Raw genomic sequence first — 13685 nt, 5'->3', positions numbered from 1 at the left:
TCTTCGAGCTGTCGAATGGTCTGATTCGGCGAGTACGCGAATACATGGATACGCGGCGGGCCGAGGAGATGTTCGACAACACCGAAACCACGGCGGCCACATAATGCTCAGCGCTGTCGCGGCTCAGAATATGCGCAGGGCGGTCAAACGCCAGCCTTTGCCGCGGCTGTGAGCGATACGCCCGGCGAGTGCGAAATGCCGTTGCCCACGGTCGTACGCCGCACACACCTCCGCGGCGGCGGCATCGACCATCACCACATCCACGCGCGTGAGCACCGCGGTTCCGACCGTCCTTCCCGGCGCCAGATCCGCCCTGACCAGCGTCCGCACCGCGGACACCACCGACGTGTCCGCGACTGCGGCCAGTTGAGCGACCGGTCGCCGATGGTCGAACACCTCGAGCACGAGACGCAACGCTCGTTCGACGAATGACTTTGTCTCCGAGTCGACTTCGAGAACCGTCGCCCGCTCGGTCGACGATTCGCTCCGCCCTCGGCCCATCCCCACCGAATTACTCGGGACCCGAGTGTGGCAAATCCGCACGTGCGGCGGCGGTTCAGCGAATTCCATCCTGCGTCGGGATGGCCGACACGGCCGCAACGGCGGTTCGGTCCTCGGCGCACGCGACAACGCCCTCGGATACCCATCCATAAAACGACCCCCCTTACCCCTTGATCGCGACCCCCGCGACCGAATTGCGATAGCTTGCCATGGATTTCGAAAAGAGTAAAGAGGAGGTCAATAACCCAAGCGACCGTTATGGTGCGGCGATAGTCGGCGGACCCAACCCGTCGACACCCGCGATTCGCCGACATAAACCTTCAGACGGTGCCGAGTACCCCTTGGAAGGCCGCTTCCGCCGCACCGAGCAGTTTCAGATCGGCTCCGAGTGAGGACTTTTCGACCCGCACTCCACCGATCGCCCGGCTTACCATGCTGCGCCGGTGCACCTCGTCGGCGGCTCGCGCTACCACGGCGTCGGGGAGCGCGGCAAGTAGGTCGCCGAGGACGACCAGCTCCGGTCCGAGAATGTTGACCACGTTCACCAGGCCGAGGGCCAGCCAGTCGACGTACTCGCCGAGCCGATTGGCGGCGTCGGAATGTCGTTCCAGCACACGCAGTTCGGCGACGATCGCACCGCGCGGACTGGCGGCCGGCAGGCCGAGGGCCCGAGTCAGTGCGGCTTCACCGACCTCACTCTCCCAGCATCCTTCGTTGCCACAGTGGCACTTTCGGCCGCCGGGCCGCACCGTCATGTGCCCGATCTCACCGAGGTAGCCCGCCGAGCCGCGCAGCAGCGCACCCTGCGCGATCAGTCCCCCACCGACCCCGATGTCGGCCGACACGAACACCGCATCCGAGACCCCGCGACCGACACCACGCAAATGCTCTGCCAGCGCACCGAACTCGGCATCATTACCTACCACCACTGGGATTCCGAGCAGCGTGCCCATCCGTTCACCGAGCGGGACATCCACCCAGTTCAGGTTGGCCGCATCATGCACGTGGCCGTCGGACCGCCGCACCACGCCGGGTACCGATATCCCCGCGGCGGCGGGCCGCAACCCGAGATCGCCGGCGAGCAGTACCGCGGATTCCGCGACGTGGGTGAGGAGCTCACCCGCTTCGCGTTGCCGCCCATGCAGATTCCAGCGGTCGCGGCCGAGGATCTGCCCACCGAGGCCGATGAGGGCGATCCCGACGTGCTCGACCTGCACGTCCACCGCCAGCACCACCACCGCCTGCGGCTGTGGCAGTACCAGTAGCGACGGTCGGCCCGCGCCGCGCGCCAGGCGCGGCACCCGCTCCTCCACCACTCCGGTCTCGGCCAGCCCGTCCACCAGCATTTTGATGGTGGAGCGGTTGAGGCCGAGCTCCGTCGCCAGTGCGGCTCTGGTGGCCGGACCGCCCGCGTGCAACCGGCGCAGCAGGCTCGCCCGGTTGAATCGTCGCAGCTCGTCCGGGCGGGCGACTGCTGGGCTGGTCATGCCCTCAGGGATACCATCACCCGCACTCAGCCTTCCGCGGTGGCCGCGCGACGACGGGTCAGCGCGTCCACCGTCGCCGCCAGCAACAACACCAAACCGGTGACGATGGCGACGACCGCGGCGGGTTGCTTGAGCAGCCCAAGGCCATTGGCGACGACGGCGAGTACCGTGCCACCGATCACCGCGTCCGAGACCCGTCCCTTGCCGCCGAACAGCGAGGTGCCGCCGATCACCGCGGCGCCGACCGCGAACAGCAGGGTGTTGAGTCCACCCGCCTGCGGATCGACCGAGCCGACCTTCGAGGAGTAGACGATCGCGCCGATAGCCGCGCACGACGAGGACACCACGAATACGCTTGCCCGGATCTGGGTGACGTTGATTCCGGCACGACGCGCGGCCTCACGATTGCCGCCGACCGCGTAGATATGCCTGCCGTATGTCGTCCGGTTGAGCACGTAGGTTCCGACGACGAGCAGCACCAAGACGATCGGCACAACATAGGGCACGCCGCGAATCTCGATCGCGTCGTTGCGTGACCTATCGATCGTGAGCAACGCGGTAGCCACCGCCGCCAGCACCGTGAGCACCGAAACCTTGGTCACCACAAGGGGTGTCGGCTGGGTAACCAAACCACGTCGCAGCCGCAAGATGTGCCTGCCGATCGTGACTGCCACGTATCCCCCTGCCCCGATGACGAACAGCGCCCAACTGCCCACCGTCGACAGGTTTCCGTTGGCCACCCGATCGAGCACGGTCGACGAACTGATGCCGAGCACTCCGCCCTCGCCGATCAGCTGCAGAATGACGCCCTGCCAGGCCAGGAACAGGGCGAGGGTCACCACGAACGACGGCATACCGATCTTGGCGATGAGGAACCCGGTGATGCACCCGATCGCGGTGCCCACACACACCGCGAGCAACATCTCGATCCAGGGATTCCCCTGCAGCCCGGACACTGCCAGCGCGAGACCGAGCAGCGACATCGCGACGCCCGGCCAGATCCGCAACATTCCGGCGAGAACAGCGGCCAGTATGAGCATCGCGATGAAGATGACGAACACCGTCGAACCCATGCCCGCCAGCAGGTTTCCGTTCTGGACGTAATGCATGGCAAGCACTGCGCCCGCGACTCCGGACGCCGTACCCGCCGACAGATCGATCTCCCCGATCAGCAGCACGAACACGATTCCGATCGCGATGATCGTCTGCCCCGCGCCCTGCGCGAGCAGGTTCGCAATGTTGTTGAGCGAGAAGAACACATCCGACAGCACCGAGAACATGATGACCAGCGCTACCAGCCCGAGCAGCGCGGGCAATGAGCCGATATCACCTCCGCGCAGCCGAGACAGGTACTCGCGCACCGCATCCGCGGTGGACTGCGTCGTGGTGTCGATCCCGAAATCGGCGACCGCCGTCTGCGCCGGGGCAGCTGAAACATTCGTCATCTCATCGTCTTTCTTACTCACAGCACAGCGGATTCCGGTCGGGCCAGCCCGAGATCACCGGATCGGCCCGCGGTGATCAATTCGACGACCTGACTGTGGGTGACGTCCTTGGTGTGTACCTCGGCCGCCATCCGGCCGAGGTACAACACCGAAATGCGGTCGGCGACCTCGAAAACATCGGCCATGTTGTGGCTGATCAGCACCACGCCGAGACCCTGTTCGGCGAGTCGCCGGACGAGGTCGAGGACCTGCCGCGTCTGGGCGACACCCAGCGCGGCAGTCGGCTCGTCCAACAGCACCAAATTGCTGTTCCACAGCACGGATTTCGCGATCGCCACCGTCTGCCGTTGACCGCCCGACAATGCCGACACCGGGGTGCGCACCGACTTCACGGTGCGCACCGACAGCGAGGCAAGTGTCTGCCGAGCCGCTTCCTCCATGCTCGCCTCGTCGAGCAGCCACGGACGTCCGCGCTCCCGTCCGAGGAACATGTTCTGCACGATGTCGAGATTGTCGGCCAGCGCGAGATCCTGGTAGACGACTTCGATCCCGAGCTCAGCCGCGTCCTTCGGACCACGGATGTGCGCCGGTTCACCCCGGTACTTCACCGTCCCGGAATCGAAACCGTAAATCCCTGCAATGCATTTCACCAACGTCGACTTGCCGGCACCGTTGTCCCCGACAAGGGCGGTGACCTCACCGGCCGGCGCGGTGAAATCCACATCGTGTAGGACATGGACCGGCCCGAAACTCTTGTTGAGGCCGGTGATCTGAAGAAGCGGCTCACTCATTCGTCTGTTTCCTCAGGAGATGCCGAGTTCGGTGCAGGCCGCCTGCAAGTCGCCACCGCAGATATCCCGCGCCGGGACATAGCCCTCGGTAACCACACGCTTCACGTCCGCGCGGGTGATCGAGAACGGATCCAGCAGAACGGATTTGACCTCCCGCTTGCCCTTCGAATCCTGGCTCACAGCGGTGGCCAACGCATCCGCCGAAGCCTTGTCATTGTTGGCCAGCGCGACAGCAAGCTTGGCCACCGCATCGGCCTCCTGCTGAATCGGCTTGAACACGGTCATGTACTGATCGCCACGCAGAACTGCCTTCAGCCCTTCGGCCGTCGCATCCTGGCCGGTGACCGGCACCTTGCCGTTGAGCCCATTCTTCTTGAGCACGGTGATCACCGCACCCGCCAACCCGTCATTCGCCGCGACTACGCCGTCGACCTTCCCACCGTTCGTGGTCAGGATCTGCTCGAAGGTGGTGCCACCCGTCTGGTTGTTCCACCCATCGATCGGCTGACTCTGCACCAGCTTCAACGCACCCGAGTCATACAGCGGCTGAAGAACTTTCCGCTGCCCGTCATGGAACAACGTCGCGTTGTTATCGGTCGGCGCCCCCTCGATCTCGACGACCTGCCCACCTGGCTTGTTCTTCAACGCATCAGCCATCCCCTGGCCCTGCAACTGCCCGACCCGCACGTTGTCGAACGACACGTAGTAGTCGGAAGACCCGCCCAGGTTCAGCCGGTCGTAGTCGATCGTCGGAATCCCAGCCTTCTTGGCCTTCGCCGCAACCGCCCCACCAACCTCACTGTTGATCGCCGCAATGATCAACACCTTCACGTTCTTGGCGATCATCCCGTCCGCCAACGTCGTAAACTTCTGCACCTCCCCCTGCGCATTCTGCACGTCGGCATCGAAGCCCGCAGCTGCCAGCGCCTTCTCGAGCATCGGCTTGTCGAACCCCTCCCACCGAGCCGAGGTAGCAGTCTCAGGCAGGATCACGCCAATCGTGCCGTTCTTCCCGCCGCTCGCCTTCGTGCCACTCCCCCCATCATTCTTCGAGGAGTTCGCCCCACAGGCCGTGAGCGCCAACACCCCCACCAACCCCACCGCGACAGCCCCGTGCCTCATCCCGATCCGCATCGACCCATGCCCGCGTTTTCCCGACAAGAACTGGCTTTTCGTCCACATCTGGAGGAACCTTCCTGGAACAACCGACGACCCTGTCGGAGGACTCCGGCACTGCGTCGAGCTAATATGTTGTGGGCAACAACATATGCCGCAGGACGGTTCTGGAGGAAGAGAAGACGTAACAATTCGGCAACATTGGTAGCTCCAGCGGCGCGGTCACTCGTCTGGGTCCGGCGTGCCCTCAGACGACCTGTACAACAACAACTTCGGCAGGCAGATCGCAGTCGAGCACCCGAACGCCTCACCCGAACCCTCGGCGCGCGAATTGTGCGGCATTGCCGTCGTCGAATCATCTCGCACGTATCACGCGACGGCGACCGCCCCGCTCCGCGCCGAAAGCGACTGCGCGCGAGCAACTTACCTACGGCAGTTGAAAACGCCGACTTCGCGCCCGAGTTCCCCCGGCAGCCTTGTTTCGATACATGGCGGTATCGACGGCATGCATCAGCTCATCGACTTCGGTGGGCCGGTCCGGGACGACCACGGTGCCGATGCTCGCTCCCACCACGACCAGCTGCCCGGCAACCTGCATCGGGGCGTCGAGCGCTTGGCGTAGTAGGCCGGAAATCACCGCCAATTGCTCTTCACCGGAACACTTTTCGACCAGCACGATGAATTCGTCGCCGCCGATCCGCGCGACCACGCCGCCGACCGGCCCGACGGATGACTGCAGCCGCTGGGCCACATCGCGCAGCACCCGATCGCCGACGGTGTGGCCCCACACGTCGTTGACTTCCTTGAATCCGTCGAGGTCGAGATAGCAAACGCCCACTGGGGGAATGGCATTGGCGAGCCGGTCGAAGAACAGCACCCGGTTCGGCAGGCCGGTGAGGCTGTCGTGGTTGGCGTCGTACCACAGGCGATCGGCGAGCTGCTTGCGTTCGGTCACGTCGACCGCGACGCCGATCAGGAATCGAACCCGATCGCTGCTGTCGCGCACCGCCGACATCGACAGGTCGATGCTGGTGATGCTCCCGTCCGGGTGCATCACGTCGGTTTCCAGCCGGAATCGGTCGGAGCCACCGCCGAGCAGTCGTTGCAACTCCGTGTAGGCGTCTCCGATGTTCGCCGGTCCGAGCAGCTCGGCCACCGATCGACCAGGCATGGACTCCGCGCGCAGCCCGAGCATTTCGGCCATGGCCGCATTCACATCCAGCACGCGGCCGGTGACATCGACCGTACCGATACCGACCGACGCGCCCGCGAAGACCGCCTCGAACCTCGCCTCCGACAGCTGCCGCTGCGCCTCGGCTTGCTGCGCGGCCGAGAGTACCGCCACCAGCGTGGTCTCCTGCTCACCGAGCGCCGCATTCCGCAATTCCGCGGTGAAGCCCGCGGCGAACTCGGCGGCAACGGTGATGGCTCGGTCGCGGATCTGCTGGTATTCGGGCGCGTCGGTCGAGCAGATGTGGTCGACCATGTCGTGGCAGATCACTCGAATCGAACGGCCGACGGCGACCGGGTCGCGATAGTTCACCGAGACCAGCACCGCGGCGGCGTTGTGGGCGACCGCGACATCCGTCGTCCCGAGCAGCGCCGCCACGAGGACCCCGGCCAGCTCGGTGAGCAAATCCTCGATCTGGGTTCTCGTGAGGGTCGGCGCGACGACGCCATCGAGGGCGTCGGCCCACCGCACCCCCAGCTCACGCAACGCCACAGCCACTAACCCCCTGCCACTTTTATTCGGCCTCTCAGACCGCGAGACCGACGCCAGCCAGGCCGAGGGATCGGCCCGGCGCCTCGTGTAGATCGCGCTCGGACTCCGGCCGCCACGCGGGCAGCTCGACCACGCCGGGCTCGACCAGCTCCCATCCTTCGAACATAGCCGCGATACCGTCCCGAGAGCGGAAATGGATGCCAACACGACTTACGTTCGCCGCGTTGGCGCCCAGCTTGCCCGCATCCTCAGGGCGCAGCTCCGAGGTCAGATGCGAAATCGCGACATAGCCGCCAGTAGGGACGGCCGCGCGCAGTTGGGCGACCATCTCGGCGGGGCGGTCCTCGTCGGAGAGTAGATGCAGCACCGCGAAGAGCAGCACGCCGACCGGCTGGTCGAAGTCGATCACCCCGGTTTCCCGGACCCGAGCCAGCAGTTCGTCCGGCTTGCGCAGGTCCGCCTCGATCGCGGTGGCGTTATCGTTGCCCTGCAGGATCACCCGCGAATGCGCGACCGCGACCGGGTCGATGTCGACGTAGAGCACCCGGCAGGCCGGGTCCAGCTTTTGCGCGATCTCGTGGACATTGCCCGCGGTCGGAATTCCCGAGCCGATATCGAGGAACTGCCGGATGCCCTGGTCGGCCAGGAATCGGACGGCACGGCGCAGGAAGGCGCGGTTGCTCAACGCCAGCCGCGGCAGATCGGGCACCAGTTGCTTGCCCGTCTCGGCGGCCCTGCGATCGATCTCGAAGTTGTGTGAGCCACCCAGCAGGGCGTCATACATCCGCGCCGGGCTCGCCTGCTGCATATCCACGCCCTCGGGCGCCCACTCCGGCCTATTCATCGAAAACCCCTCTGCGCTCGCGATCGGACCTTCCCTGCACCAGGCCGGCCCGCCCCGTCCGGATGTGGTGTTACTGACCACCCGAAAGGTGCAGTCCGCAATAGTAGTCGGGCCTGCCAATCCTGGTGCACCGCACATGATCACGAAATAGACCGCGGACACCTTCGGCATGCACGGGGTTCCGGGCCTCGACCGACTGCCGCGACACGCGCTAATATATTCATGCATGCGCATGTGTGCAATTTCGGTTACCCTATGCTGCGGCAGCCATACGACACGGAAGGGACGTTTGAACTATGGGAGAGCAGTGCGTGTCGTCGAAGCAGTCGGTGTCGGCGGTCCCCCACACCGACCACGACCATGACGCGGATGCCGACCACGGCCATTCGCACGGTCACGACCATGGCGTCTCGACGAATTCCGACCCGCGCTGGCTGTCCATCGCATTCGGGTTGATCGTCGCATTCATGGTGGTCGAGGTGATCGTCGGCGTGCTTGCCCAGTCATTGGCGCTGATCACCGATGCCGGGCACATGCTCACCGACGCCGCATCGATCGTGCTCGCCATGATCGCGATCCGGCTGGCCCGGCGCCCGGCCGCGGGACGGTTCACCTACGGATTCAAGCGCGTCGAGATTCTGTCCGCGCAGGCCAACGGTATTACCTTGGTCTTGCTCGCGGTGTGGTTCGTCTACGAAGGCATCAGCCGGTTGATCAATCCGCCGAATGTCTCGGGAGCGCTGGTGTTGATCACGGCACTGGTCGGGATCATCGTCAACATTGCCGCCGCCTGGAGCATCAGCCGCGCCAACCGCATCAGCCTGAACGTCGAGGGCGCCTTCCAACACATCCTCAATGACCTGTACGCGTTCATCGGCACCGCCATCGCGGGTGCGGTGGTGTGGCTGACCGGCTTCGCCCGCGCCGACGCGATCGCGGCACTGGTCGTCGCGGCGCTGATGGCCAAGGCCGGGTGGTCACTGATCCGCGAATCGGGCCGGATTTTCCTCGAGGCCGCTCCCGCTCACCTCAACCCGGACGCCATCGGTGCCCGCATCGTCGCCATCCCGCAAGTCGCCGAGGTGCACGATCTGCACGTCTGGCAGATCACCTCCGGCCAGCCCTCCCTCTCGGCCCACATCCTCGTCGACGACAACGCCGACTGCCACGCGATCCGCTCGACTATCGAAATGACCCTGCACGACGAATTCGCCCTCGAACACACCACACTGCAGGTCGACCACGCCTCAGACCTCGAGCGGAACCCGGCGGATCTGCACTGCGCCGAATCCCACGGGCCGATCCATCGGTCCTGAGCAGCCGATGAGCCCGGCACAACTGCGCCGGGCTCATCTGTTCGGGTCGAACGCACCGCGGTCACAGCTCGTTCGGGCCGTCGAACTGACGATGCTGCGGGACTTCGAGAGTCCGACCGGCCGTGGTCATAGCAGCGCACCGATGATCACCGCCCGTGTCCGAATCGGATCGCGGATCCGCGCGCGAGTCATATCACCTCCCATGATCTGGTGAGCAGAGGTTAGCGCGTCGCGCCAGCCTCCGATCGGAGCCGGTTGCCCGGGCCTACCTGGGCAAGGCCACCGGATCGCCTACGTGCCATGTTGTTCCCTCGGGGGCGAGGAAGTCCAGGAAGTCGGCCGCGTCGAATGCCTCGGCGGGTGCCAGCGCACCGGCCCGGGCACCGTCGGTCGCGAGCCGACGAGCGGCTTCGACGGCGATCACGGCGGTGAGGCGATATCCGTCGGAGCCCGTCACGTAGCCGCGGGACGTGGTGCCGTCCGGCCCGGTGGCTTCGGCCATCATCAGCAAACGCCCTGCGCGACGGGTGTCCGCGTCGATCGTGTCCGGGATCGTTTCCACGACGTCCGGTGTCAACGCCGAGAACCGCGCTGCCACTTCGGATCTGATCGCACTGCGGACGCGCCTGGTGCGGACGTGGCGTGGAATGGTGACCACGCCCGGCAACGCGAAAGCCGTCACCGGCACAGCCTGCGACTCGCCTGGCGGGATGATCGGCTCCAGCCCGGGGCCGGTAGCCGACCGCCAGGTGCCGTCGACGTATTCCAATGGGCCGTGGGCGAATACCGACGCCATCGACCGGGCTGTCCCGCGCGAGGCGCTCCCCGGCAACCTGAGATCGGCGATGAGCATTTCCTCGACGTCGCCGATACCAGCGGCCGTCAGATGCGCGATGAAATCCCCTGGCCCGCCATCGTCGGCCATGGCGGGCACGATGCTGACACCGGCCCGCTCCGCGTCGTTGCCGAACACCTCCCGGATCCGCTGGATGTAGCGCTGCTCGCCCGTGGTGTCGACATAGTGACGGCCCGCGGCGATCGCCGCGCGGACGACGGGCTCGCCCCATCGGGTGAACGGACCGGCGCAATTGACGACCGCATCGCAGTCGGCAAACGCGGCGGTCAAGGCGCGTGGTTGGTCCAAACCCGCCACCCGTATCTCGGCGTCGGGCACACCCGACTCAGCGGCCGCGGCCCGCAGCCGCGCGCCATCTCGGCCGACCAGCACCGGCTCGATGCCGCGGCGACACACCTCGGCGACAGCCAACCCTCCGGTGAATCCACTCGCGCCGTGAATGGCAATCCTCATGTCGAAACACTCCCTGACTGATTCTCCTGCGCCGACGAATGTCGGCTCGTGAATCACCCTAGGAACACATCTGTGGACGATCCATGCCCCAGAATCCTGATGAGATGCCTGATCGTCCTGTGCTTCACGAGACAACAGTACGGTGGGATGGTGGACGTACTCAGCGACGCGGTCGCCGCCATGCGCACCGGACAGCCGCACTCCTCGCGAACCGAAAAGCACGCCCCATGGGGCATCCGTTTTCAACCACAGCACGGCGCGGGCTTCCACGTGGTTCTGCAGGGATCGTGCTGGCTGATTCCGGTGCACGGTGAACCGATCCAGCTGAATGTCGGCGATGTCGCCTTCCTGCCCCGCGAGCTCGGCCATGCGATCGCCGACACGCTCACCACGCCGCTGGCGGAAGCGGGCTCATCCGCCGAGCCGCCGGCGCGGGTAGGCGGCCCGAAGACCGTATTGCTGTGCGGCGCATACCGTCTCGACCAATCCAGAATCCACCCGCTGCTCGCGGAACTCCCCGAGGTCGTCCACCTCCCGGCGCGGGTCGGCCGACACCCAACGCTGCGTGGCGCCATCGATCTACTCGGCCGCGAATTGGACGCCGAGCCGTTGCCCGGGTCGCCCGGCGTACTCCCGCCGCTGCTGGAAGTGTTGCTGCTCTACATCCTCCGGGCCTGGCACGCGGAACAGTCCGAGCACGCCGCGACCGGGTGGAGCGCCGCCCTGCGCGACCCCGCCGTCACAGCAGCGCTCCACGCCATACACCACGACCCGGCGATGCCATGGACGGTGCGGTCACTCGGCACGCGAGCAGGGTTGTCGAGATCAGCTTTCGCACAACGCTTCACGACGACCGTGGGCACGCCACCACAGACCTATTTGACGTGGTGGCGCATGACGCTGGCCGCGAGGATGCTCCGCGACAGCGACGTGCCGCTGCGTGTGGTCGCCGAACGCGCGGGCTATCTCTCGGAGTACGCCTTCGCCAAAGCGTTCAAACGGGAGTTCGGGGCGGCGCCCGGCCACTATCGAAACGCAGCACGCTGAGTGAGAACCGCAGTGGCAATAAGAAAGTGCCCCGCCTGGGCGAAGCTAGCCACCGTCGGCTCGATCATCAACAAGCAGCGCACCGACTTCGACCCGCGCACCTACGGCTACAGCAAGCTCGGTGAACTGTTCGCCGCCACAACACTATTCGACCTCGAGACGCGTAGCCCGGGCGAAGGTAAGCAGCAGATGGTCTACGTGCGCGACATCCGCAACCGCCCCGCCAAATAGGTTGGGACAGACAGGTGAGCACCGATTGCCGGTGCTCACCGGGATCGGGCGGGCAGTTGAACCCATCCGGCGGCAATGCGGGTGGGTTCAGCACACGCCTAACCCGCCCGGTACTAGTCGATGGTGAAGTTCCGCCAGCGCCCTTGCAGTCCCTGACCGCGCAGGGAGACGCTGCGTCCGTCCTCGATCGGGTGCAGAGTGATGATTCCGAACCCGATCTGAATCTTGGCCGGGATTTCCGATGAACGGACGGTGTAGACGGGGATGTCGTCCACTTGCCAGGTCACCGTGCCAGCGCCGCTGTCGATGGTGATGGCATAGCGATGGAACTCGGCCTGCTTGATTCGGACGTCCGCGAGCGGCGCGTGCACGATGTGCGTGAACGCCTGGTCTTTATCGACGACGCCGGGCACGTACAGGCGTTCGTGGATGGCGTAGGCGTGCTTGTTGGTTGCGATCAGGTCGAATACCTGCGCGCTCGACATGTCGAGGATATTGAAGGCCGCGAATCCGTCTCGGTAGTCTTGGCCGCTGACGCCGATGTTCTCGGCCGCCATATCCACCGCGAAGGTACGAGGTCCTGCGGTCAGATCGAATTCCTCGACAGACACCAGCAGATGCTTCGGATTGTCCAGAATCTGTACATCCGAGTGGAATCGGGTGAACTCGTCGATGGTGACCGACACGATGCCGTCACCGACCTCGGTGATCGCGTCGGGCTCAGCGTAGCTCCAGGTTTGGGAGTCCCCGAGTGGAACCTCCAAGAACCGCCACAGGTCGTCGCGGACCGCCGGGCCCGAGAAGTCGTCGTATGTCGTCATCGGGCAGCCCCCGTTGCCAGGTACGCGTGTGTCAGGGCCGGGCCAACAGTCACTGCTCAGCAGATTTCGTTCGACGGATCGGGGTCACCACATTGTTCTTCCGTTCGGGCTTGTGGCCGAGGCCGCCGAGGATGAGGCGTTCTTCGGTCATGCGCGCACGGACCGGCGGTCCCATTGGCCACCAGTCGTCCAGTTCGACTACCCCGGGTTCGGCCATCTCCAGATCTCCGAAGAATGACGCGATCTCGTCCCGCGTGCGGTACCAGCCAGAACCCAAACCCAGTGTGGTGAAACGGTGTTGGAGCTCGATGGCCATATCGTGCGCCTCGGAATCGTCGGACGGATCCCAGAAATGCGTGATCGCGACATACGAGCCGGGCGGCAGCATATCGATGTACTGCTGCATGATCCCAGCGGGATCGAGGGCATCGTCCACGTGATGCAGGATGCCGCACAGGATCAGCGCCAGCGGACGGGTGAGATCGAGGTGCTCGGTGACATCGGGATGGGACAACAAGGTCCTGGGCTCGGTCAGGTCACCGGGGACGAAATGCGTGTAGTTATTCGTCTCGAGCAGCACCCGGCCGTGGACATTGCAGACCGGATCGTTGTCGACGTAGACAACGTTGGCTTCGGGGTTCTGTTGCTGCACAATCTCATGGGTGTTCCCCACAGTCGGCAGCCCGGCGCCGACATCGAGGAACTGGTCGATGCCGACAGTTCCCGAAAGGTATCTGGCCACCCGGTGCAACCAGCGCCGGTTCATCCGGGCCACATCGCTCTGCCGCGGCGCGACCTCGGCTACCTTCTGCACGACGTAACGGTCGACGTCGTAATTGTCTTTGCCACCAAGAGTAGCGTCATAGACGCGGGCGATGCTGGCTCGCGTAATATCCACGCCAACCGGCACCCGGACGCCGGTTTGGGGAGTGGGTTCGGACATGGAGACCTCTCTGAGCGTCGAGCGTGGCTCACTCAGCCTAGATGTCGGGGTTTTTCAAAGCAACGAGAGTCGGATCTGTTCGGCCAGTGATGATTCCATGATCGATCATCA

General features: G+C 65.1%; 13 protein-coding genes. 3 read left to right on the top strand and 10 right to left on the bottom strand.

The features are described from left to right. Positions 1-123 precede the first annotated feature (123 nt). The 7 genes from ACV7NQ_RS24665 to ACV7NQ_RS24635 all read right to left on the bottom strand — a co-directional run bounded on the left by ACV7NQ_RS24665 (position 124) and on the right by ACV7NQ_RS24635 (position 7907). A complete protein-coding gene (locus ACV7NQ_RS24665) occupies positions 124-501 on the bottom strand; it encodes an Rv3235 family protein (RefSeq protein WP_463361809.1) in 378 nt (125 codons plus the stop codon). A 320-nt stretch (positions 502-821) separates the two neighbouring features. Continuing rightward, positions 822-1988 carry an ROK family protein gene (locus ACV7NQ_RS24660; protein WP_463361808.1) on the bottom strand — a complete coding sequence of 389 codons (1167 nt, stop codon included), beginning with the start codon at positions 1986-1988 and terminating at the stop codon, positions 822-824. Between the two features lie 26 nt (positions 1989-2014). Then, complete coding sequence (locus tag ACV7NQ_RS24655; protein WP_463361807.1) at positions 2015-3433, bottom strand: sugar ABC transporter permease; 1419 nt, start codon at positions 3431-3433, stop codon at positions 2015-2017. Between the two features lie 17 nt (positions 3434-3450). Continuing rightward, a complete protein-coding gene (locus ACV7NQ_RS24650) occupies positions 3451-4224 on the bottom strand; it encodes an ATP-binding cassette domain-containing protein (RefSeq protein ID WP_463361806.1) in 774 nt (257 codons plus the stop codon). 12 nt (positions 4225-4236) lie between these two features. Next, entirely contained in the window at positions 4237-5310 is a 1074-nt protein-coding gene (locus tag ACV7NQ_RS24645; protein ID WP_463365803.1) for a sugar ABC transporter substrate-binding protein, read from the bottom strand. 457 nt (positions 5311-5767) lie between these two features. Further along, positions 5768-7063, bottom strand: coding sequence for a diguanylate cyclase domain-containing protein (locus tag ACV7NQ_RS24640; protein WP_463361805.1), 1296 nt, complete (start codon positions 7061-7063; stop codon positions 5768-5770). A 34-nt stretch (positions 7064-7097) separates the two neighbouring features. Continuing rightward, positions 7098-7907: an SAM-dependent methyltransferase gene (locus ACV7NQ_RS24635; protein ID WP_463361804.1), complete on the bottom strand. Its 810-nt coding sequence runs from the start codon at positions 7905-7907 to the stop codon at positions 7098-7100. A 311-nt stretch (positions 7908-8218) separates the two neighbouring features. Between ACV7NQ_RS24635 and ACV7NQ_RS24630 the strand changes: the two genes are divergently transcribed. Continuing rightward, a complete protein-coding gene (locus ACV7NQ_RS24630; protein ID WP_463361803.1) occupies positions 8219-9223 on the top strand; it encodes a cation diffusion facilitator family transporter in 1005 nt (334 codons plus the stop codon). Between the two features lie 265 nt (positions 9224-9488). On the opposite strand, the gene ACV7NQ_RS24625 is transcribed toward ACV7NQ_RS24630, so the two are convergent. Further along, entirely contained in the window at positions 9489-10532 is a 1044-nt protein-coding gene (locus ACV7NQ_RS24625) for a saccharopine dehydrogenase family protein (RefSeq protein WP_463361802.1), read from the bottom strand. Between the two features lie 150 nt (positions 10533-10682). On the opposite strand from ACV7NQ_RS24625, the gene ACV7NQ_RS24620 reads away from it, so the two are divergent. After that, positions 10683-11579, top strand: coding sequence for an AraC family transcriptional regulator (locus tag ACV7NQ_RS24620; RefSeq protein ID WP_463361801.1), 897 nt, complete (start codon positions 10683-10685; stop codon positions 11577-11579). Between the two features lie 12 nt (positions 11580-11591). Next, positions 11592-11810: an OST-HTH/LOTUS domain-containing protein gene (locus tag ACV7NQ_RS24615; RefSeq protein WP_463361800.1), complete on the top strand. Its 219-nt coding sequence runs from the start codon at positions 11592-11594 to the stop codon at positions 11808-11810. 113 nt (positions 11811-11923) lie between these two features. Here the strand turns inward: ACV7NQ_RS24615 and ACV7NQ_RS24610 are convergent, their stop codons facing one another. Next, positions 11924-12631, bottom strand: coding sequence for a DUF6081 family protein (locus ACV7NQ_RS24610; protein ID WP_463361799.1), 708 nt, complete (start codon positions 12629-12631; stop codon positions 11924-11926). A 49-nt stretch (positions 12632-12680) separates the two neighbouring features. Continuing rightward, positions 12681-13574: an SAM-dependent methyltransferase gene (locus tag ACV7NQ_RS24605; protein ID WP_463361798.1), complete on the bottom strand. Its 894-nt coding sequence runs from the start codon at positions 13572-13574 to the stop codon at positions 12681-12683. Positions 13575-13685 lie beyond the last annotated feature (111 nt).

The sequence above is a fragment of the Nocardia sp. Tas62D01 genome, from assembly GCF_055232035.1.
Note: the sequence above shows the minus strand (reverse complement) of the source record. Positions and strands in the feature narration are given on the sequence as shown.